Annotated in this window: 21 protein-coding genes, 1 tRNA gene and 2 pseudogenes; 15 read left to right on the plus strand and 9 right to left on the minus strand. The window is 63.6% G+C overall.

What is annotated here, in order from left to right:
• Positions 1-25: 25 nt before the first annotated feature.
• Together IVB19_RS18560 and IVB19_RS18565 are read right to left on the minus strand one after the other, a co-directional pair.
• A pseudogene (locus tag IVB19_RS18560) lies at positions 26-857 on the minus strand (helix-turn-helix domain-containing protein).
• 106 nt (positions 858-963) lie between these two features.
• The gene (locus IVB19_RS18565) at positions 964-1,353 is read right to left on the minus strand and encodes a hypothetical protein (protein ID WP_018457938.1); all 390 of its coding nucleotides are present in this window, start codon (positions 1,351-1,353) and stop codon (positions 964-966) included.
• A gap of 177 nt (positions 1,354-1,530) precedes the next feature.
• Here IVB19_RS18565 and IVB19_RS18570 point away from each other — a divergent pair, with 177 nt between their 5' ends.
• Positions 1,531-2,046: a P-loop NTPase family protein gene (locus tag IVB19_RS18570; protein WP_018457939.1), complete on the plus strand. Its 516-nt coding sequence runs from the start codon at positions 1,531-1,533 to the stop codon at positions 2,044-2,046.
• Positions 2,047-2,074: 28 nt separating this feature from the next.
• Here the strand turns inward: IVB19_RS18570 and IVB19_RS18575 are convergent, their stop codons facing one another.
• From IVB19_RS18575 to glmS, 3 genes are all read right to left on the minus strand, one after another.
• Entirely contained in the window at positions 2,075-2,932 is an 858-nt protein-coding gene (locus IVB19_RS18575) for an NAD(P)-dependent oxidoreductase (protein WP_026233464.1), read from the minus strand.
• A gap of 104 nt (positions 2,933-3,036) precedes the next feature.
• Positions 3,037-3,810 carry a DUF502 domain-containing protein gene (locus tag IVB19_RS18580; RefSeq protein ID WP_018457941.1) on the minus strand — a complete coding sequence of 258 codons (774 nt, stop codon included), beginning with the start codon at positions 3,808-3,810 and terminating at the stop codon, positions 3,037-3,039.
• A gap of 89 nt (positions 3,811-3,899) precedes the next feature.
• Positions 3,900-5,726, minus strand: a complete 1,827-nt coding sequence (gene glmS / locus IVB19_RS18585) for a glutamine--fructose-6-phosphate transaminase (isomerizing) (protein ID WP_018457942.1) — start codon at positions 5,724-5,726, stop codon at positions 3,900-3,902.
• A gap of 220 nt (positions 5,727-5,946) precedes the next feature.
• Between glmS and IVB19_RS18590 the strand changes: the two genes are divergently transcribed.
• On the plus strand, positions 5,947-6,165 hold the full coding sequence (locus IVB19_RS18590; protein ID WP_018457943.1) for a hypothetical protein: 219 nt from the start codon (positions 5,947-5,949) through the stop codon (positions 6,163-6,165).
• 6 nt (positions 6,166-6,171) lie between these two features.
• Here IVB19_RS18590 and glmU read toward each other — a convergent pair whose 3' ends face one another.
• Positions 6,172-7,527 (minus strand): bifunctional UDP-N-acetylglucosamine diphosphorylase/glucosamine-1-phosphate N-acetyltransferase GlmU, encoded by a 1,356-nt coding sequence (gene glmU, locus IVB19_RS18595; RefSeq protein ID WP_018457944.1) that lies wholly within the window; start codon positions 7,525-7,527, stop codon positions 6,172-6,174.
• 174 nt (positions 7,528-7,701) lie between these two features.
• Here glmU and IVB19_RS18600 point away from each other — a divergent pair, with 174 nt between their 5' ends.
• Together IVB19_RS18600 and IVB19_RS18605 are read left to right on the plus strand one after the other, a co-directional pair.
• Positions 7,702-9,114 carry a hypothetical protein gene (locus IVB19_RS18600; RefSeq protein WP_247819774.1) on the plus strand — a complete coding sequence of 471 codons (1,413 nt, stop codon included), beginning with the start codon at positions 7,702-7,704 and terminating at the stop codon, positions 9,112-9,114.
• Positions 9,115-9,224: 110 nt separating this feature from the next.
• Complete coding sequence (locus IVB19_RS18605) at positions 9,225-9,605, plus strand: hypothetical protein (protein WP_018457946.1); 381 nt, start codon at positions 9,225-9,227, stop codon at positions 9,603-9,605.
• Here IVB19_RS18605 and IVB19_RS18610 read toward each other — a convergent pair.
• Positions 9,565-11,124: a glycoside hydrolase family 17 protein gene (locus tag IVB19_RS18610; RefSeq protein ID WP_247819775.1), complete on the minus strand. Its 1,560-nt coding sequence runs from the start codon at positions 11,122-11,124 to the stop codon at positions 9,565-9,567. The two genes, IVB19_RS18605 and IVB19_RS18610, sit on opposite strands and share 41 nt — an antisense overlap.
• 329 nt (positions 11,125-11,453) lie before the next feature.
• Between IVB19_RS18610 and IVB19_RS18615 the strand changes: the two genes are divergently transcribed.
• The 6 genes and pseudogenes from IVB19_RS18615 to IVB19_RS18640 all read left to right on the plus strand — a co-directional run bounded on the left by IVB19_RS18615 (position 11,454) and on the right by IVB19_RS18640 (position 17,106).
• Positions 11,454-12,059, plus strand: a complete 606-nt coding sequence (locus tag IVB19_RS18615; RefSeq protein ID WP_018457948.1) for a beta-1,3-glucan biosynthesis protein — start codon at positions 11,454-11,456, stop codon at positions 12,057-12,059.
• A 214-nt stretch (positions 12,060-12,273) separates the two neighbouring features.
• Positions 12,274-14,949: a glycosyltransferase gene (locus IVB19_RS18620; protein WP_018457949.1), complete on the plus strand. Its 2,676-nt coding sequence runs from the start codon at positions 12,274-12,276 to the stop codon at positions 14,947-14,949.
• A gap of 315 nt (positions 14,950-15,264) precedes the next feature.
• Positions 15,265-15,340 (plus strand) — tRNA-Lys (locus IVB19_RS18625).
• Between the two features lie 674 nt (positions 15,341-16,014).
• Positions 16,015-16,370 (plus strand): annotated as a pseudogene (locus IVB19_RS18630) (hypothetical protein).
• 113 nt (positions 16,371-16,483) lie between these two features.
• Positions 16,484-16,867, plus strand: a complete 384-nt coding sequence (locus IVB19_RS18635) for a hypothetical protein (RefSeq protein ID WP_018457952.1) — start codon at positions 16,484-16,486, stop codon at positions 16,865-16,867.
• A gap of 47 nt (positions 16,868-16,914) precedes the next feature.
• Entirely contained in the window at positions 16,915-17,106 is a 192-nt protein-coding gene (locus tag IVB19_RS18640; RefSeq protein WP_018457953.1) for a hypothetical protein, read from the plus strand.
• 335 nt (positions 17,107-17,441) lie between these two features.
• Here IVB19_RS18640 and IVB19_RS18645 read toward each other — a convergent pair whose 3' ends face one another.
• On the minus strand, positions 17,442-17,648 hold the full coding sequence (locus IVB19_RS18645) for a hypothetical protein (protein WP_026233466.1): 207 nt from the start codon (positions 17,646-17,648) through the stop codon (positions 17,442-17,444).
• Between the two features lie 161 nt (positions 17,649-17,809).
• Here IVB19_RS18645 and IVB19_RS18650 point away from each other — a divergent pair, with 161 nt between their 5' ends.
• Positions 17,810-18,169 (plus strand): hypothetical protein, encoded by a 360-nt coding sequence (locus IVB19_RS18650; protein ID WP_247397170.1) that lies wholly within the window; start codon positions 17,810-17,812, stop codon positions 18,167-18,169.
• 174 nt (positions 18,170-18,343) lie between these two features.
• Here the strand turns inward: IVB19_RS18650 and IVB19_RS18655 are convergent, their stop codons facing one another.
• Positions 18,344-19,006: a hypothetical protein gene (locus tag IVB19_RS18655; protein ID WP_018457956.1), complete on the minus strand. Its 663-nt coding sequence runs from the start codon at positions 19,004-19,006 to the stop codon at positions 18,344-18,346.
• A 488-nt stretch (positions 19,007-19,494) separates the two neighbouring features.
• On the opposite strand from IVB19_RS18655, the gene IVB19_RS18660 reads away from it, so the two are divergent.
• From IVB19_RS18660 to IVB19_RS18675, 4 genes are all read left to right on the plus strand, one after another.
• Positions 19,495-19,665 carry a hypothetical protein gene (locus IVB19_RS18660; RefSeq protein WP_018457957.1) on the plus strand — a complete coding sequence of 57 codons (171 nt, stop codon included), beginning with the start codon at positions 19,495-19,497 and terminating at the stop codon, positions 19,663-19,665.
• A 308-nt stretch (positions 19,666-19,973) separates the two neighbouring features.
• Positions 19,974-20,216, plus strand: coding sequence for a hypothetical protein (locus IVB19_RS18665; RefSeq protein ID WP_026233467.1), 243 nt, complete (start codon positions 19,974-19,976; stop codon positions 20,214-20,216).
• A 133-nt stretch (positions 20,217-20,349) separates the two neighbouring features.
• Positions 20,350-20,577: a hypothetical protein gene (locus IVB19_RS18670; RefSeq protein WP_018457959.1), complete on the plus strand. Its 228-nt coding sequence runs from the start codon at positions 20,350-20,352 to the stop codon at positions 20,575-20,577.
• Positions 20,578-20,681: 104 nt separating this feature from the next.
• Positions 20,682-20,975, plus strand: a complete 294-nt coding sequence (locus IVB19_RS18675) for a hypothetical protein (RefSeq protein ID WP_018457960.1) — start codon at positions 20,682-20,684, stop codon at positions 20,973-20,975.
• Position 20,976: the final 1 nt, after the last annotated feature.

The raw sequence follows: 20,976 nt of genomic DNA on the forward strand, positions 1-20,976 counted from the left end.
AACAGATGAGCCTCGCGACGTCTCCTCAACCGGCGTGCGCGCGCAAGAACCTGCCGTGCTCGGCTTCGGTCCCCTCGTTGGCGGGGAACATGCACTCGAGCCGCAGCTCCTCCGCCGTCACCGTCTGCGGCGTTCCAACCGTCGTGATCAGGGAGAAGTAGTCCAGCGTCACACCGTCCTTGACGAAGGACAACGGGATCATCGGCATCGCATCGGATGCCGACGGCGCACGCCATTCCGGCTTCACCCCGGGGTATTGCGACAGCTCCTCCAGCAACGCCTTCGTCCTGATGTCAACCACGTGTCCGACTGCCTCGCGATACACCCGCGCCAGCAGCCCGCGTGCGGTCTGCGGCCAGTTCGCGATAAAAGGGCGCATGCCCTCCGGATCGAACATAAGATGCAGCAGGTTTCGTGGCGCCGGCCGTGCGGACATGTCGATGAAGCAATTGAACAGAAGCGGCGCGGCCTCATTGGTCATCAGCACGTTCCAGTACCGGTCCATGACGATGGCGGGAAACGGCTCGTGCTGACGCAAGCATGCGTTGCAGGGCACGGTTGATGCTCGTCATGCCGGGCGCCTCGAGCGCGGGCTCGGAATAGGACGGCGCATAGCCGGCGGCCAGCAGCAGCTCGTTGCGTTCGCGCAAGGGCACGTCGAGGGCTTGCGCAAGGTCGAGCAGCATCTGGCGGCTCGGAACGCTGCGGCCGCTCTCGACGAAGCTGATGTGCTTCTGCGAGACGCCGGCGTCGAAGGACAGGTCGAGCTGCGTCTTGCCGCGAATGTCCCGCCATTGACGCAGCAGCGCGCCCGCGGAACTGGCGCGCGTCTTGAGGGCACTGGCCGTCGCTTTCATGGCCGACTGATCCTTCCTGTCGATGTGCGGCATCGTCAACGCGCATCGGCGGCGGTACGTCGGCTTGTCCGAGGCACCACCGCCGATGGTAGCAGGTTCGTGGCGATCAACCGAAGGCGACCGGCCCCACGGCACCGACCCAGTGCCGTACCTTGGTGTCGTTCCTCTCGTCCATGTAGAAGAAGTGCGTCATCGTGGGATGAACCGTCTTCATTGAGGGATCATCGGGTGTCATGTCCACGACACCCCGAAACACCTTCAGCGACCCCGCGTCCCAATATTCGGTGATGTGATGGAGCGCGGTGAATCCGGTGTCGATGAAGGCCTTCAGATTGCCGCGGATCGCCTCGCGCCCCTTCCAATCGGCGACGCCGAGGTTGCAAACGGCATCTTCCGTAAAACAGTCGAAGCCTGGTCCGAAGGTCTTGTTGTCGATCTCCCGCCACATGTCGAGCAGCCATTGCGGCGGCTCCTTCTTCGTAAACACGACTTGCATAGCTCTCTCCTCATGCACCGACACACACGCGACAGGAGGCTTGATGGAATGCTTCCTGTCGGGTGAATGACCGGGACAGTAGCCAGGCTGCAGATGGGCTCAATTACATGCCAGGTAATAAGGCGCGTTCGGAGGCCTCCTCTTTCCCTTCGCCCGACTTTATGGAACCCTACGACGATGCGCCGGATCATCGTTGTAGGCTGTCAGGGTAGCGGAAAGACGAGCCTCTCCCGAAATCTCGGGCAAAAGCTCGCGCTGCCGGTGGTGCATCTCGACGTGCTCTACTGGCGGCCGGGATGGAAGCCATCCGACAAACCGAACTTCCGAGCACGGGTTACCGAGGCGATCGCGGGCGACGCATGGGTTGTCGACGGCAGCTTCTCGGGACTTGCCTTCGATCTCACGCTCGCGCGCGCCGATACGCTGGTCGTCATCGACCGCCCGCGCTGGCTCTGCCAGTGGCGCATTCTCCTGCGATCCGCCTTCGATCGCGACAAGGCCCGGCCTGATCTCCCGGAGGGGTGCCCCGAGCAGTTCGACTGGAAATTGATGCGCGAGGCGTGGCGCTACGACACCGAGCGCGCGCCTGTCATCGAGGCCGAGCGTATGCAGTATGGCGCTGACGTTCCGGTCGTGCGCTTGAGACGCGATCGAGACATCCAGGGGTTTCTGGATTCGCTGCACGGCACATGATGGATGGCGGTGACGTGAGACCGGACGATCAGGATTTCTTCTGCGCGATGCGCGCGGCGAATGCCTTCATCAGGTCGGTATCCGCCGCCTCGCCTTTCGCATCCTCGGCGAGGTGCTCGAACCAGCGCGCAAAGCCTTCGTAAACCTGGCTCGCCGGATGATCGGGGCCGAGGAAGCCGGAAATCTCCCGCATCTCCGCGACCCAGCGATAGGCTTTCGGAATCATGTCCGGCAGCGCGACTTCGAGCCGGGCCAGAACCGCGGGCTGGCTGAGTGCGAGTTCGTCGCGCAGCGCATCCGCAGCCCCCGCTTTCGTTGCCGCGACCACCATCGCCGCGCCGATCCCGGCGAGGCCCTTGACGATCCCGGCATAGGACATTTTCAGCGCGGACGCGGCACCGACCGGCCCTTCGACGATCCGCACGTCGAGCCCGAAATCCTTCAGCACGGCGACATCCTTGGCGTGCTCGCCCGACATGTAGAAGGCCGGGCTCTTGCCACCGGGCTGGGGCGGGAACCCGATGATGCCGGCATCGACGAACGGCGCCTGTGCCGAGCCGATGATCTCCTCGATCCTCATCACGGTATCGACGTTGACGGCATTGCAATCGACCACGACCGGCTTCTTCTCGCGCCGGACGATCAGCCCGGCCAGCCGCTCGGCGAGCGCCACGGCTTCGCCCGGCGGCACGATCGACAGGATGATGTCGGCGTCCGCGATCGCGTCGTCCTCGGCGCCGATCATGCCGGCATCCGTGGCGCGTTTGCGCGTCGCTTCGCTCCGCCCTCTCAACGACGTCAGCACACGCGCACCGTGCTCGCCGAGACGGCGGGCCACGGCACTGCCCATGGCACCGGGCGCGAGGATCGCAATAGTTTTGGACATCGTGCACTCCAGATCGAAGCCCGAGCAACGCGCTCAGTTCAATCGGAGACTAGCAGAGGACGAGACGCCCGCGTGAACGGCGGCCATCCCGCAGGGGAATGGCCCTACTCCACCTTCGCAGGCTGGGGCTGCACCGCCGCCGAGGCGTTGGCAATACGCGCGGCATTCGCCATGCCCGCCAGCGCCGCTGCCTTCTTCGAATCGGGCGCTGAGCCCGGCTGCACGACGCCGGCCGACATGATCAGCGTCGCGGCATCCTCGGTGCTCATGTCGACCTCGACGATCTTGCTCTTGGGCACATAGAAGAAGAAGCCGGTCGTCGGGTTCGGCGAGCACGGCAGGAACACCGAGACGTGCTCCTCCTGACCCGGCAGGCTGCGGGAGACGTCCTCGTTCGGCGCTTGCGAGATCAGCACGATCGACCACATGCCCGGCGAGGGAAACTCAACCAGGCCGACCTTGCGGAAGCTCGAGCCCTTGCCCGAGAACAGCGTCTCGAACACCTGCTTCAGGCCGCGGTAGATGGCGCGTACCGCCGGGATGCGGCCGAGGAAGGTCTCGCCGACATCGACCAGTGTCCGGCCGATCAAATTGGCCGCGAGGAAGCCGACCAGCGTCAACGTGAAGAATGCGACGATCAGCCCCCAGCCGGGAATGACATAGGGCAGATAAGTCTCGGGCCGATAGGCCAGCGGCACGAACGGCCGCACCACGCCATCGACCCAGGTGACGAACCACCAGACCAGATACAGCGTGATCGCAATCGGCCCCGTCACGATGAGGCCGGTGAGGAAATAGTTACGGAAGCGGCCGATCAGGCCGGTATGCGGCTCGGGCACGGCATCAAGAGGCGCAGGCGCGTCGTCACGGGGGTTCATTCGGGTTCCAAGTCAGTCGCTTCGTCCAAGCTAGGGTCTTCTAGCAGGTTTTGGAAGACCACGAAGCGTCCCGCACTCGACCCCTCTGCCTATTCCACCGTCACGGATTTCGCGAGATTGCGCGGCTGGTCGACATCGGTCCCCATGATGACCGCCGTATGATAGGCGAGCAGCTGAACCGGGACCGCATAGACCATCGGCGTGAACGCCGCCGCCATATCGGGCATGACGATGGTGACGAGGGACTCGACGGTTGCCTCCTGCGCGCCTTTGGCGTCGGTCATCAGGATGATCTTGCCGCCGCGAGCGGCGACCTCCTGCATGTTGGAGACGGTCTTTTCGAACACCCGGTCGTAGGGCGCGATGACGACGACAGGCATGGTCTCGTCGATCAGCGCGATCGGGCCGTGCTTGAGCTCGCCGGCGGCATAGCCCTCGGCGTGGATGTAGGAGATCTCCTTCAGCTTCAACGCCCCTTCGAGGGCGAGCGGGAAGCTGGTGCCGCGACCGAGATAGAGCACGTCGCGAGATTTCGCGATCTCGCGCGCGAGCTTCTCGATCTGGAGCTCGGTGGTGAGCGCATCCGACATCAAACGCGGGATTTCGACGAGCCCGTGAACGAGCTTGGTCTCGTCCTCGTCGGTCAGTTCGCCGCGGGCCTTGCCGGCCGCGATCGCAAGATTTGCCAGCACCATGAGCTGGCAGGTGAACGCCTTGGTCGAGGCGACGCCGATCTCTGGGCCGGCCAGCGTTTGCAGCACGGTCTCGCTTTCGCGCGCGATCGTCGAGGTCGGCACGTTGACGACGGCCACCGTGTGCACGCCTTGGGCCTTGGCGTAGCGCAGCGCGGCCAAGGTGTCGGCGGTCTCGCCCGACTGCGAGATGAAGATGGCGAGATCACCCTTGCGCAAGGGCGCCTCGCGGTAGCGGAATTCGGAGGCGACATCGACCTCGACCGGCACGCGCGCGAAACGCTCGAACCAGTATTTTGCGACGAAGCCGGCGTAGCTCGCAGTGCCGCAAGCCGTGATGTTGATGCGCTGGATGTTCTTGAAGTCGAACGGCAGCTTGACCGGCAGCGAGACCCGCTCGGTCGCCATGTCGACATAGCGTGCCAGCGTGTGGCCGACCACTTCCGGCTGCTCGTGGATCTCCTTGGCCATGAAGTGGCGGTAATTGGCCTTGTCGACCAGCGAGGTCGAGGCCGCGTGCTTGGTCTTCTCGCGCTGGACGGCATGGCCGTCCTTGTCGAAGATCGAAGCGCTTGTATGGGTCAGCACGACCCAGTCGCCGTCCTCGAGATAGCTGATCGTGTCGGTGAACGGCCCGAGCGCGATGGCGTCGGAGCCGAGATACATCTCGCCGTCACCATAGCCGATCGCGAGCGGCGGACCGTTGCGCGCGCCGATCATCAAATCGTCCTCGCCCGCGAAGATGAAGCCGAGTGCGAACGCGCCGCGCAGCCGCGCCAGCGTCAATTTCACCGCTTCCACCGGCTTGTTGCCGCGCGTGAGCAGGTCGTCGACGAGATGCAGCACGATCTCGGTGTCGGTCTGGGTGTGGAACACCGTGCCTTTCTTTTCGAGCTCCTCGCGCAGCTCGCGGAAATTCTCGATGATGCCGTTGTGAACCACGGCGACACGCTCGGTCGCGTGCGGGTGCGCATTGTTCACGGTCGGCTTGCCGTGGGTGGCCCAGCGGGTGTGACCGATTCCGGTCGTGCCCTTGAGCGGCTCGGCCTCCAGCCGCTTCTCCAGATTCTTCAGCTTGCCCTCGGCGCGGCGGCGCTCGAGCTGCTTGCCTTCGAGCGTGGCGACGCCCGCGGAATCATAGCCGCGATATTCAAGACGTTTGAGCGAATCCACCAATTGCTCTGCAACCGGCTGGCGCCCGAGAATGCCGACAATCCCGCACATGCGGATCAATATCCCCCAAATCGTCGAAAAATCGCCTAAACGACCAGCTCAGTTTTTAGCGAAGTTCCTAAGGAACCAGATACTCAATAATTATTGCTGATTGAGACAGCACCGACGGCGACCGAGCCTCGCCTGCGTCGAACTGGCTGGGCCTTAAACCGCGCGCGTTAACTTGTTGTCAACAAATTTGGCCAACCCTTGCGTACCAAGGAGAGAGGCCATGAAAGGCTCATCCAACCGCAAAGGCCTGTCATCGATGGCGGTGCGCGCCAGCGAGACCACCGGCACGCACCTCGCGCATTGGCCGCCGCCCCAGCGCGGCAAGGAAAGCAAGCCCGTCTTCATCAAGCACGTCGCCGGCGAGCCGGCGAAGCGTGCCAAGCCGCGCGGCTGGCGCCTGACGCGCGCGATCTTCTCCGAATTCGCCGACGACGAATAGCGGCGCTCATTTCGCCGGCTTATTCCCTCGCGTCTTCATCTCGCGATAGCGCGCCGCACCACCTTCGCGGATGGTCTGCGGGCTCCGCTCCAGCGCCATGGCGTCATCAGGCACGTCGCGCGTGATCACGGAGCCCGAGCCGATATAGGCGCCGTTGCCGATTATCACCGGTGCAACCAGCGAGGAGTTGGTGCCGACGAAGGCGCCCTGCCCGATGATCGTCTTGTGCTTCTTGAAGCCGTCGTAGTTGCAGGTGATGGTGCCGGCGCCGATGTTGGAATTAGCGCCGATGATGGCATCGCCGATGTAGGAGAGATGGTTGACCTTGACGCCGGCCTCCAGCGTCGCGGCCTTGGTCTCCACAAAATTGCCGATGCGCGCGCCGTCGCCGAGCGAGGTGCCGGGCCGCAGCCGCGCATAGGGGCCGATCGAGACCTTCTTGCCGAGCTTGGTCTCGACGATATGCGAGAAGGAATGGACCACCGTGCCGTCGCCGATCGAAACGCCGGGGCCGATCACCACGAAGGGCTCGATCGTCACGTCCTTGCCGAATACGGTATCCGCGGCGAGATAGACGGTTTCGGGCGCGATCAGCGTGACGCCGGACTCCATCGCCACTTTCCGCAACCGCGCCTGCATCACGCCTTCAGCCTCGGCGAGCTGCGCCTTGGTGTTGATGCCGCGCACTTCGTCCTCGCTGGTTTCGATCACCACGGCATCCCATCCCTGTTCGCTGATAATGCCGACCGCGTCGGTCAGATAATATTCGCCCTTGGAATTCGCATTGCCGATCTTGTCGAGGATCGCGAGCGCGCGATGCCCGTCGATCGCCATAACCCCGGCATTGCACAGGTCGATCTTGCGCTCCTCGGCGCTGGCATCGGCCTGCTCGCGGATCGCGACCAGGCGGTCGCCCTCGACGATGAAGCGGCCATAGCCGGTGGGATCGGCGGCGCGGAAGCCGAGTGCGGCAATTGCGGCGCCTTTGGCCAGCGGCGCGCGCAGCCGCGCAAAGGTCTCGGCCGAGATCAGCGGCGTGTCGCCGAACGCAATCAGCAGATCATCCACGCCCCGCGCAATGACATCACGCGCCGCCAGCACCGCATGTGCGGTGCCGAGCCGTTCCTGTTGCACGAAGGTGAGCGCGTCGGGACGGATGCGCCTTGCTTCGTCCGCCACCGCCTGATGATCGGGTCCGATCACGACCGCGAGCGAGGTGCCGGTTCCCTTGGGCGCCGCGGCGAGCACGTGGGCGAGCAAGCTCTGGTGCGCGACAGGATGCAGCACTTTCGGCAGGTGTGAGCGCATACGCGTGCCTTCGCCGGCGGCGAGCACGATCGTGAGGCTGGAACGGGCGGTCATCGCAATCCTGTCAATCGGCCGAATCAATCGGCGCCAGCGGGCGACGGGCCGCCCTCATCAGCTATCGCCTTGCTACCCCCGCAAACGCCCGGAGTTCAAGTGCGACACGCTTTTCCTGTTAATGTTCCCTGATTGATTCGGGGAAGCCGGACAGGGGTTGGGCACTTAACGTTCATGGCAAAGGATTCCGACCCACTGGCGGATGCCTTCGGCGCCAAGGAGACCGGCGGGCTGTTCTCCGGACTTGTGGCCGAGGAGAGTTCGTTCGATCGCGGCATGATGTGGCGGCTGGGCTCATGGGGCGTGACGGCCGTCGGCGCCGTGGTGCTTGCCGTGTTCGCCAACCAGGCCCAGCTCGGCTGGCGGCGCGACCAGGTCGCATCCGCCGATCTCGCGCGCCAGGCCGACCGGCTCCGGATCCTGACCAAGGAGAGCCAGAACGAGGCCCGCCGGCTCGCCTCCGCCATCGAGACGCTGAACACCGATCGCGACCGGCTCTATTCGCGCGTCACCGTGCTGGAGCAAGGGCTCGATTCCGTGACCGGCGCCATCGCCAAGCAGACGACAACGCCGCCGCAGGCGTCCGTTGCGAAGCCGCAGGACGCGCCGGCCTTGATCGGCCCGCCGGCGCCCGGCATCGCGCAGGTCGCCTCGACACCGGCTCCGGCCAACGACAGGCCGCGCGCCGAGGCCGCAAAGGAGCCGTGGAGTCCGCCGCCGCAGAGCGCGGCCGCGGCCTCGCTGGTCGCGCAGTCGCCGGCGACGAATTCGGCACTGCCGATGCTTCCGTTGGTCCCATCCAAATCGATCATGGCGCCGCCCGATCCGGCCGCCCCGAAACTGGTTCAGCCCGAGGCCGCAGAGAAGGCGACCGAGAAGGCTGCCGAGACGAAGCCAGAACCGGCGCCCGCTCCGATCGAAGTCGCCGCGGCACCTGCCAAGCCGCCGGAGGCCGCCGAAAGCGAGGCTCCCGCGATCGCGGTCCAGCAGACGCGCTTTGCGATTGATCTCGGTGGCGCCAACTCGCTCGATGGCCTGCGCGCGCTGTGGCGCGGGGTCACCAAATCCAATCCCGAAATCGCAGCGCTGCGGCCGATCATCATGATCAAGGAAGGCAACACCGGCCTTGGCATGCAGATCCGCCTCGGCGCCGGTCCGCTGATCAATGCAGCGGCTGCAGCAAAACTCTGCGCCGGCCTCGCCGAGAACGACCGCCACTGCGAGACCACCGTGTTCGACGGCCAGCGGCTGTCAATGCGCGGCGGCCAAGAGAAGAAGCAGGACAAGGGGCAAGACAAGACCCAAGACAAGACCCAAGACAAGACCCAAGACAAGACCCAAGACAAGACGCAAGACAGGGTTCAGGAGAAGAACTCCGACAAGAACCAGGACTCGGTGCCGCAAGCCGAGACCGCCCCGGCGCCCGCGCCGGCCGCCAAGCCGGACAAGCATCGCCGCAGCTATTCCTCAAAACGCTCGTCGAAGCGCGAGGAGCCCGCGCCTGCTCCTGCGGCGCAGCCGGCCGCACAGCCGAAGCCGGAGACGGCGTCGGCGGGATCGACGCTGTCGTCGTTCTTCAGAAGGTAGCTTACCTCGCGGCAATTCATCAGCGTAATGGGTGAAGGATCTCACGCAGGTCGCGAGAAACTTGCGCCTCCCCTGTTGCCCCGTTCCACCATCCCGACCATATTGCCGCCATGACAAAAAAGCCCTTCCGCCTCACGCCCTACCAGGTGCAGTTCCTAATCGTCGTCGGCTTCGCCAGCGTCGGCTATGCGCTCTATCTGCGCTATCTCGGAATCGAAAACTCGCAGGTCGGTCTCGCCTGCGACGCCGGGCTTCAGACCCTGGTCTGCAAGGCGCGCTCGGTCTCGACCGTGCTGTTCAAGAATTCGGTGTTCGGCATCGTCGCGCTGGTGGTGGCAACGCTGAACCTGATGCGGCCGTCCATCGTGCTGCTCACCGCCGGCATCATCGCCGCGGGCCTTGGCATCGTGCTCTACAATGTCGTGCTGTCGGGCCTGGCGATCGGCCTGCTCATTCTTGGATTTGCTCGGCCCGCGCCCGCCACAGCGTGAGCGCGAACAAGAGATAGATCGCGCAGGTCCACAGCGACTGCCAATTGTCGCGGCCCTCGTTGAACAGCACATAGGCCGCCGACAGCGTCAGCACGCCGGCGAAGACCGATTCCGCGATCGGACGCTGGCCGATCTGCGGCCGGTTCAGCATCAACAGCGCAAACGGCACAACCGCCATCGTCAGCGCGGCGTAAGGGAAATCCTTGTAGCGCGGGTCGAACACGAATCCGAGCGCGGTCTGCGCCGCGATGACCGCCGTCACTGCCAGCGTCAAGCCGAGCACGGCGGTGAGCTTCGACCATTTCCGGCCCTCGCGCGGACCAAGCAGATCGAGGAAGGTCGGAAGGCTGCGGCCGATCACCATCGCCTGCGCGCAGAAGATCGGCGACAGGATGCCAGCCGCGAGCAGCGCGCCCCACAGCAGCCAGCCGCCGATGCCGTAGCTCTCGTAGTACATCTTGTCGGCGCCGATCCCGAGCAGAATGCCGGCCGAGGTTGCCGAGATCGCCACGCCGAGCCAGGACGAGAAGCGCGGCGTCCACGGTCTGCGCCGCAACGTCAGGCCCGCGACCGCGAACACCAGCACGGAGAGGCCCATGCCGGCGGCCATGTACCATTTCCAGTACGGGAAATTGCTGATCGGCTCGCCCGGCGGATATTTCAGGCCACGGCGCACCGAGTCATAGAGGCCCCAATAGCCGCCGACGGTGCCTTCCAGTTTGCGCTTCCACGGCTGGTCGTAGGACTCGATCAGATTGACGCGGAATTTCTGCGCTTTCGCCAGACTCAGGATCTCCGAGACCACGCGCGCCTGGTTGGTGCGCGACGGCAGCGCGCCATCTCGCATGCGCCCTTCGCTCGGCCAGCCGGTTTCGCCGATCAAAATCTCCTTGCCGGGAAATGCGACCGCGATGCGCTCGCGGATCTGTTCGACATGGGAGGCGGCGAACTTGGCCCGCACCGGATTGTCTTCCCAATAGGGCAGGATGTGGATCGTGACGAAGTCGACGGCGTCATAGATCTCGCGATTCCTGAGCCAGAACTCCCAGACATCGGCATAGGTGACGGGCACGCTGACCTGCGCCTTCACCGAGCGGATGATGGAGACGAGGTCCGCGGTCGTCATCTCGCCGCGCAGCAGCACTTCGTTGCCGACGATGATGCTGGTGATGATCCCGGGGAAATCCTTGGAAAGGCGAATGGCGAGCGCGGCCTGCTCGAAATTCTTGGTGCGGTTGCTGGAGAGCCAGATGCCCTGGAGCACCTTCAGCCCGCCGATCCGGGCCGCGATCGCCGGCACCTGGTCGAGCCCGTTCTCCATCGAATAGGTGCGGACGCAGTCGGTGATCTCCTTGAGCTGGCGCAGGTCCTGCTCGATCTGATCGGCCTCGATATGAGTCCATGCGTTCAGCGGCGACTGCTCGCCGCGGAACGGCGCGTAGGAGACGCATTGGACCTTGTCGGCGGGATCGATCGGGGCGCGCGCGAGCGAGATCGGCGTGGCAAGCCACCACCACACGGCAGCGATCGCACCCAATGAAACGAGCAGAAGCGCCAGTGGCGTACGAAGAGAAATCGGTTCCGTCCTCCGCGAAGGGCCGTCGATTACCTGCTAGCACGCCGTCTGCCAAGGGGGTGACTCCGTTATGGATCCATCCCTCCCCTGAGGAATTTACCTGCGGCCGTTCGACCGAGGCCTAGGATCGTGACTTTGCTGGACAAAATTCCAGATTCAGGCCATGGACTGGGGAGGACTTTTCCGCCGCATTGGAGACCCATTTGGACGCCATCACCGAGCGCGTCCGCGAAGGTCCTGACGCGGACGGTCAGTGATATATTGGGGAATTCATGCGGCAACGGGTGTTCGAGTTACGAAATGCGGTCCTGCGGCAGTTCGCCGCCACCTTGGCCGTTTCTTCCCTTGTCATCCTGATGGGTATCGGCCTGATGGGTATCGGCGCGGCCTCCGCCCAGAGCGGCACGCCCGCCCCCGACCAGAGCAAGGCAGCCGCCCAGCCCGCCGACACGGCCAAGGATGCCGCTCAGAATCAGCGCCGCACCGACGAATTCGCCGAAGCAGCCCAGGTCATCAGCGGCCCGGCCGGCAACCCCGAATGCGTCTGGCTCGGCCGCCGCGTGGTGCGGCTGATGTGGCGGGACGACCTCGATACCGCATTCCGCCATCTCGACCTCTATGACCGTTTCGGCTGCCCCGGCGGCCACATCCAGGCCGCCTTCCGCTGCCTGACCCGCTTCGGCGGCCAGATCGATCCCAAGGTCGCCGAAACCCTGGACAGCCGTGTGCACGCTTGCTGGATCAACCCGGCGTCGCAGCCGCAGCAGGCGGCGGCCGCGGCCTCGCAGCCGGCCGCGCCCGCATCGGGCAATGCGCAGCCGCAGCCGGCCGCGAGCCCCTCGCCGGCGGCAAGCCCGTCACCGGCGCCCCCGAAATAGCCGCGATTGTTTCAGCCTCCGTTCAGGAACGATCGGCGATAGAAGCAATTGGCACAGCTGCGAATTTCGAAATGTGCATGCCCTCATTCGGTCATGAGGCGATGACAGTTGTGAAACCGCGCGGCAGAGGTATGCTCCATTTGCCGCGGACTTGGTCGGATCTCGGGGTCGGATCCGCTTCCCTGCCCCCTCAGCCCCTTTTGGTTTAGCCGCGATGCGGGTTGTCGCCGCCGTTCTGTTGCTTGTGTCCGCGCTCCACGCCGGCCTCTGGGGAGTCTTGCGCGACAAGGAACCCGCGCCCGACTTCAAGGGCCTGCTGCCCAGCGTCTCCTATGCCCCGTTCGAGGGCTCGGCTCATCCTGATATCGACAACATTCCGACGGTGGAGAAAATCCGCGCCGACCTGAAGACGCTGTCGACGATGACGCGCGCGATCCGCCTTTATTCGTCCACGGGCGGCGTGGAACTGGTGCCGCCGATCGCGGCGGAGTTCGGCCTCAAGGTCACCGTCGGCGCGTGGATCGACAAGGACAAGGATCGCAACGAGCGCGAGATCAAGGCCGCCATCGAGCTCGCGCGCAAGAACAGCAACGTCAACGGCGTCGTCGTCGGCAACGAGGTGATCTACCGCGGCGAGCAGAAGGTCGAAGACCTCATCGAGATGATCAAGAAGGTCAAGGGCGCGGTCCGCGTACCCGTCACGACCGGTGAGATCTGGAACATCTGGCGCGACAATCCCGACCTCGGCTCCAACGTCGACTTCATCGCCGCCCACGTGCTGCCCTATTGGGAAAACTTCCGCTCGGATCAGGCGGTCGACCAGGCCGTCGACCGCTACAATCTGTTACGCAACCTGTTCCCCGGCAAGCGCATCGTGATCGCCGAATTCGGCTGGCCGAGCGCGGGTTACAATTTACGCAACGCCGACCCCGGTCCGTTCCAGCAAGCACTGACCTTGCGCAACTTCGTCAGCCGCGCCGACGCCATCGGCATGGAATACAACATCGTCGAGGCCATCGATCAGCCCTGGAAATACTTCGAAGGCGGCGTCGGTCCGTACTGGGGCATCCTCAACGCCAGCCGCGAGCCGAAATTTGCCTGGACCGGCCCGGTGCAAAATCCCGATTATTGGAAGCTGATGGGTGTGGCGCTCCTCGTCGGTATCCTGCTGTCGCTGCCAATCCTGCGGCTGCAGCAGCCGACGGCGAAGCAGGCGTTCCTGCTGTCGGCCACCGCCAACGGCGTCGGCGCCTGGGCTGCCACCGTGTTCGCGTTCTGGAACGGGCACTATTTCATCTTCGGCTCGGCCTTCGCGCTCACGCTCGGCATGATCCTGCTTGTTCCCCTCGTGCTGATCGCGATGGCGCGCATCGACGAGATCGCGGCCGTCGCGTTCGGCCGGCCGCCGCAGCGGCTGCTCACGAAAGGCAAGCCGGTCGAGGACGTGCCCGAGAATTATTGCCCGAAGGTCTCGATCCACATCCCCGCTTATTTCGAGCCGGTCGAGATGCTCAAGCAGACGCTCGATGCGCTGTCGCGGCTGAACTATCCGAACTACGAATGTGTCGTCATCATCAACAACACGCCGGACCCTGCCTTCTGGCAGCCGATCCAGGATCATTGCCGCACGCTCGGTGAACGCTTCAAGTTCATCAACGCCGAGAAGGTGCAGGGCTTCAAGGCCGGTGCGCTGCGCATCGCGATGGACCGCACCGCCGTCGACGCCGAGATCATCGGCATCCTCGATGCCGACTACGTCGTCGATCCCGACTGGCTGAAGGACCTCGTGCCGGCGTTCGCTGATCCCAGCGTCGGCCTGGTGCAGGCGCCGCAGGAACATCGCGACGGCGACCTGTCGATCATGCACTACATCATGAACGGCGAATATGCCGGGTTCTTCGACATCGGCATGGTCCAGCGCAACGAGACCAACGCCATCATCGTGCACGGCACGATGTGCCTGATCCGCCGCGCCGCGATGGACATGGCCGGCGGCTGGTCGTCCGACACGATCTGCGAGGACAGCGATCTCGGCCTTTCGATCCAGCAGCTCGGCTGGACCACGCACTACACCAACCACCGCTACGGCCAGGGCCTGCTCCCCGACACCTACGAGGCCTTCAAGAAGCAGCGTCACCGCTGGGCCTATGGCGGCCTCCAGATCGTCAAGAAGCACTGGCGGAACTTCCTGCCCGGACGGAGCCGGCTGACGCCCGACCAGAAGCGCGAATATGGCCTCGGCTGGCTGAACTGGCTGGGTGCCGAAAGCCTCGGCGTCGTCGTGGCGCTGCTCAACCTCGTCTGGGTGCCGATCGTCGCCTTCGCCGACATCGCCATCCCCGACAAGATCCTGACGCTGCCGATCATCGGCGCCTTCATCGTCTCGCTCGTACACTTCTTGTCGATGTACCGCGCGCGCGTCGCGATCAAGCCCGGCCAGATGCTGGGCGCGATGATCGCGGCGATGAGCGTGCAGTGGACGGTGTCGCGCGCGGTGGCGCAAGGACTGATCACCGAGCACATCGCGTTCGCGCGCACCTCCAAGGGCGGCCTGTCGAGGATGTCGATCGAGTTCCAGGCGTTCTGGGAGGCCGTGATCGGCGCCCTGCTCCTGATCGGTGCCGGCGTGCTGGTGGCCTCCAACAGCTACCGCCAGATCACGGAGATCTACATCTTCGCCGGCGTGCTGGTGCTGCAGAGCCTGCCGTTCCTGGCCGCGGTCGCCATCGCCATCCTCGAGCTCAGCCGCATCAACTCGTTCCAGTTCTGGCGCGACAGCGCGATCCGCACCGCCGAGCTGATCGGCTTGCGCCCGGTCGCGCTACCCACCCCCGCCGGCACGCCGCAGCAAGTGCCGGTGCCGAGCGAGGTCCGGCGGGAAGCGAACTGACGGGGCTCCGAGCGTGGCATCCGTCCCGTGGGCGGACGTCGCGGCTTCTTCGGCGTGGATGACGGCCGCCATTCGGGTTGAAAATCCCGGCTCAAGCATTGGAAACGGCGAGCGAATTCCCGCTGTTGCCTTCAAGTTCGGCAACCACCCGAGCTATTGACCTCCGCGCCCCATCCCCCTACACAGCGCGGGCCGAAAGCATGATCCGGAAACAGCCGGTTTTTCCGCAACGCTTGCGTCGATGTGGCGGCAAGACATGCTTTTCCAAATGACCGAAGACGATGGCTATTTCTGTGAAGCCATCAGCGGCCATGGGAGCGCGTAGCTCAGCCGGTAGAGCACGTGACTTTTAATCACGGGGTCCTGGGTTCGAGCCCCAGCGCGCTCACCAACACAATGAAGCAGTAATCCCAAACGCAACTTCGACAGAAAGCTCCATGTCGGCACTGTGTCGGCAGCTGAATTGCCGCTGCCGACGCGTCCTGCCGCCGCAAACGAGCGGCGCTTTGATGTCGGCGCTTGCCGACGAGACTCTTCCGGAAAGCTGGTGTGCCCAAAGCCATTCCGCCCCAAATAGGCCGCCTCAGTTGCCGCTCTCTCAGACGGTGCCGACGTCCCGCACGCCGGGCTCCGCCTCGTCACCGGAGCCAGAGAACAAGTAAAGTAAGGCGGCGCCGGTCGTCCCCGCCTTAAGCGCGCAATCTTGATTTGGGCTCTCTCCCTGGCGACAGGCCAATCCTATATGATAGCCAACGGACCATCGGCAGGAGCCACTCCATGCTTGCCTCAATCATGTTTGGCTTGGTCATTGTCACCCTGATGATGTGGTGTGGGCGCGTGACCGCCAATTTCGCGGCACAGAGAGGCCGGTCTAGGCGCATTTGGTTCATCTGGGGAGCGCTGCTGTTTCCACTGTTTCCGGCTCAATGGTTCGTCTTGGGACTTCTGCCAAAGAAGTAAGGCCGCTTCTCAAACGTCCGCCTCTTTCATTTGCCTATCGGCCTGAGTTCCGGGCGGAACGAACGGACAGTCGAACGATTGCTCCTCTTGAGTAGGAGTTGCGTCATGCGTCATGCGCCGTCGATTGTGCCGCTGGATCGGCTCGACCGGGAGATTTACCTGGTACTGGAAGACTTCGGCGCGCGCGCCGGCTGCTCCTGGCGCGAGGCCGACGAGCAGGATACCGACGTCGAGACCATCATCCGCGACCTACTCTCCGGGCAGTACGCGTATCCCGTCCGTAACGCGCCTTCAACGCCATCGAGGGCTGGTCTCGCGATGCCACCAGCGAGATCGCAGATGAGCTTGCCGAGCGTGTCACGAGTAGCGAGATCACGCCGGCCTTGCAGGCCTTCGTCCAAGCAAATGCTTCCCGACCTTTTGCTGTACAACTGGCGCTTCCTCTACGGGGGGCCGCCTGAGTTCAATCTGTGATCGTGATGTTGCGTGGGGATTGCGGTGCCAGTGCACTAAACAGGCACAGCCATCGGAGGTTCGCGCTTCCCTTCGGCATGATTTTTTGGTACCAAATAAAATGAAACCAGCAAAAAAGATTCGTGCCAAAAAGCATCGCGGCCGCCCCGCTACTGGTCAAGGCGTCCAGATCGGCACGCGCTGGCCGGAGGCGACTGTCGCTCAGATCGACGCATGGGCGTCGGGGCAGGAAGACACTCCGGCTCGCTCTGAATCCATCCGTCGGCTGGTTGATATTGGCTTGGGCAAACCCGCCTCCGCCCTCGCGGTTACGTCTACCGCCAAGGCCTCGTCCGAGCGGGCTCGGGAAATGGCGGGTAATGCGATCGACAAGCTCAAAGACAACAAAGCGAGCCCGGATGACCAGGCCAGCCGCAAGCGGCGGCTCGTCAAGGGACCCGAGGAATTCCAGAATGTTCGACGCGACCGGCCAAATCGAAAATGAATTGACCGGCGCCCGCCTGGTCAATCTCGCCTGAAGGCAAAAAGCAAATGATCAAACCCAAACGGTCGGCCGCGCAACAAGTCGCGGACGAAGCCGATCGAAGGACCCTCAATCCGATAGGATCGAGACAGACAATAGCGGACAGCCAAGCCACTCCGGAGTTTCAGGAAAACCTCAAACGCCTGAAGTCCGAGCGGCTGGAGCGTGAGGCTAGACTGAATCCGAAGCGCAAGGTCTGATTTGAGCTTATCGACCCTTCGCCTCGCCTGGCTGGGCCGGTCAGGCGAACGGGCCGCGTCGGATGGCGGGTGCAGAAGGTCATGGGAATGTTGAACCGACGGTGGATGATCTTCCTGCTGGTTTCCGTGGTGATTGTTTGCTCGATCTTCGCAGGCGCTCGGTACTATCTGAGCAAATGCCATGGCATGGATGCGTGCGCGGCCGCCGAAGCCGAGAGCCATGAGCGAGACAAGCCAACCGAGCCACAATAGTTTTCGGGTGAAAAGCCGGCTGCGGAGGCGGATGAAGCCACCGGCGAGTTCGCGAACGAATGGCAGTCGACCGCGATGACCGCCTACACCACGCCGCCGAAGTCGATGCCTTCCTTGGCGAGCGCCTCGGCTTCCTCGGCGGACGCTGTCGGCTTCGTGTCGAGATAGGGACGCTCAGTCGCCGGCATTATCGTGCGGATGTTTTGGCCGTCTGTCCGCGTGATGCGAGCAACCCAGCGCTTGGGCCCGTGCTCGACTTGCTGGATGTGGTACTGCTTATAGGTAATCATGACTCACGGACGCAACTGACGCTAACGGCGGCTCCCTTTATATCCAACGGCACGCCGCCGAACAACGATTTCCTAAAGTGAGGTTAAGATCGCCGGCGTGAACCCGTTCAGCGATCATTCAGCCGCTCAGGCGTAGGCATAGTGCGATTGGGAGAAGTCCGATGATCGGTGCAGTTGTGGCAACCTTGCTGGCTCTACAGCTCGGTGAGGTTCATCAGGTTCAATACCGTGTCCCTGTGCACCCACCGCCGTGCGGCCACGGCTGGGACGTCAGCGCCCGCGACGGCATGTGCTACCCCAACGGCTACTTGCCGCCGCAAGAACAGGCCGCACGGCAGTACTATGGAGGCGGTAGAAGCTATGGCCACTATCCCGTTCCTTGCGGAAACGGTGCCGATATCGATACCCGCGACGGCCAGTGTTACCCGACCGGAACGGTTCCGCCGCAGTTTCAACAGGGCCGGCAAGGCTATTACGGCGATGACTATTACGAGCGCCGTCCGCGGCGTCGTTACTATTGAACGGCCCCTCAGGGCAAACCGGCGGGCCCCTGGTCGCTTCTTAGGATCCGGTGACAGTGCCGGAGCGCACTGTCACCAGCATTCCGTAGTTCCAAGTCGGGTAAAAAGCCGCGCTCACGTTAGCCCGCCAAGTGAGCGCGGACAAAGTCTCAGATCACCTGCCTGACCCTATCTTCAGCTCTCCGGGCCCGAAACTGTGGCAGGCACGCTCAACGGCGCTCCTCCAACTGAAACGGGACCTGCAGATTTCGACTGCCGAACGATCCGCTTGCGCATCGCTGCGGACAGTCCATAGCGCGCATGCGCTCTTCGAACGGAGGACGTGACGTCCGACATCATGGCATTTTGCAGCGAGTCGATCTTCGCAATCAGCGTGGACAGCTGCGAAGATACCTTCCTCACATCGACCCGTTCATCCGTGATGCTCTGCCGGAGCGAAAGCAGCACCATCGAATCCGCCTGCAGCACAGCCGCGTTTTGTTGCAAGGCCTGATTGCTCTCCTGCAGCGAAGCCGTGTGTTGCTGCTGGGTCGACTGAATATCCTTCAAGGCCGCGACAACCGGATCCGGCTTTGGCGCTGAAGCCTCTTGGCGCGGGAGCAGATCAGCCAGGCTGCTCAGATTCAGCGATGGCAGGCCGGACGGCCATGTGTAGATCGCCGCCGCGCCGTTGATGGCCAGGGCACACACCGACAGCGCCATGACCGACGTCCGGCCGGACCGCTTGATCGGTTCTGGCGCGTCCAAGCTTGCGGGTTCGCCGGCGGCGATGGCCGCAGCCAGTGCTGCAGGGTCGAGCTGTTCGACAAGGCCTTGCGTTTCGAAAGTCGCGGTCATGGCATTGACCCCAAATGAGCGAGCAACAGGAAGCCGTCGCCGGAACGTCCTCGCGACAGCTCCCTTACGCAGCACCCATCTACAACTGTCTAAAATTGTGGGCTTTTCAGCTTAATTCCACGTTAGCGGCCGCGGCCTGCTGCAGACCCCGGCCATCCCGGCCGACTACGGGGTCGTGCGAGGGTCATGACAGGCAGGCCGGTGCGCGAGCTCCTCCCGATCCCGGGAAGCCGCCCTGGTCCGAAGCGGATTTTCCGAAGTTGGCAGACTACCCCTGTTTTGCCCGACGCGTCAACCGGCGTCTCCGCCGGATGCAGGACCGCCATGTGCCAAAAAGAAAGCGTTGCGCCAGCGGGACTTAGCTACTGTGCATGGGGTTGTTTTGGCGATTTTGGCCATCGCCTGCTCGTGCGCCGGGCCCCTGTCCCAAAAGCCGCGAGACAACCCGCTCAAAAAGTGTAGGATTCGACAAAACAGGGAGGAGCGGCATGTTTGAAATCAGCGGTTTCGACACGGCAGGAATCGTCAGCCTCAAGCGGCTGTCACTCGCCGCCGCCCTCAAGAAGGCCAAGGAGCTCATCGCCGACGGATGCTGGGGCGTTCAGGTGATTGGTCCGGGTGGCCAGGTCTACACCTCGTTCGAGGAGCAAGCCGCGTAGTCGCCCGCCTTCGGCATCATTCGAAAAGCACCCGACCGATCGCGCGCCGCGCGGTCTGGCCGTTGCGGTGATAGACGTGAAAACCCCAGCGCCTGGTGGAGCGCTGGGGCGTTTTCAAAATATCATTTGGTCAAGCAATGAGGCCTTCGTAGCAGCGATCTCGACCATCGCTTGTGAACTGCTTCACACGGCCTTCGATCTTTCCACATCTTGACGAGGCTCAACTGCCGCGCGCCGTGCCGTTGCCAATCAACTCGTTTGGGAGCACGCTCTCTCCAGGCGCGCAGACGCCGCTCAGGGAGAAAGCCATGAAGGACACGGGCCTGGATCATCGCCACCGCGACAAGGATGGCGCGATCAGCAAGAAGCACGGCAACACGCTGGTCGGTACGTTGCGCAAGATCTACGGCAAGGGTTTTGCTGCCGGTTATCCGGATACGACTGAACTCAGCGAGGTCTTGCATCAGCTGAACGAGACATCGCTCAGCCAGTTGCGGCGCGATCACGACACCGGGCATCTCAGCCACAAGATCGACCACGTCCCGAAGTGATGGACGTCACGAGTCCCAACTTCAGGTAGTTGAATCAACTGGGCTGCCGGGCGTCTCGGCGAACTTGCCGTTTGAGCCCTCGCCGCCCGAGCGCTAGGATGAGCCTTTTACGGAGGCTCATTTGAAACAGTTCATGATCATCACCGCCATTGCACTCGCCGTGACGGCTCCCGCCCGCTCGCAGGCTCTCGTCGATCCCAACAAGGTTGCTCCCGAATATCGCGAGGCGGCCGAGAAGCGGCGGGCCGAGCAGATGCGGCAGCGCGAATGCGCGCTGAAGGCGGATCTCGAGAAGGTGCTGCCCAGGGATCGCACCGTCTATCTCAACCATTGCCTGGACACGATGGCGGCCAAGCAATAGCGCCTGATCGAGCGGCTTGAAGTCGCCGACGCGTTCAAGCTTTCTTCAGACATTTGGGATCACCTGACGATCCATTTTCATCAGTCATTGTCGATCGACCGCGCATGAGTTTCGTCCAGATTCAGTGCACGCGCTGCAAGACCGTATTCCGCGACCGCGCGGGACGGTTGCAGGACGGCTATTCCAGGCAATGTCCGAGCTGCGAGGTGGTGCTGTTCTTCGCGGAGGATTCACCGAACCCTCAGGTCAAGCAGGCCATGAAGCGCGCGCGCAAGGCTCGCAAGGAGCAGCGCGAAGCCGAAATGGCCAGAATGTCCGCGCCGCAACCGCGCGCCAATTTTTCGCGGGCCCACACCGGACGGATACAGCTCTCGTCGGAGGACGACGAGGAGGCCTAGC

Origin of the sequence: Bradyrhizobium sp. 187, assembly GCF_023101005.1 — a bacterium.
GTDB classification, from domain to species: Bacteria; Pseudomonadota; Alphaproteobacteria; order Rhizobiales; family Xanthobacteraceae; genus Bradyrhizobium; species Bradyrhizobium canariense_D.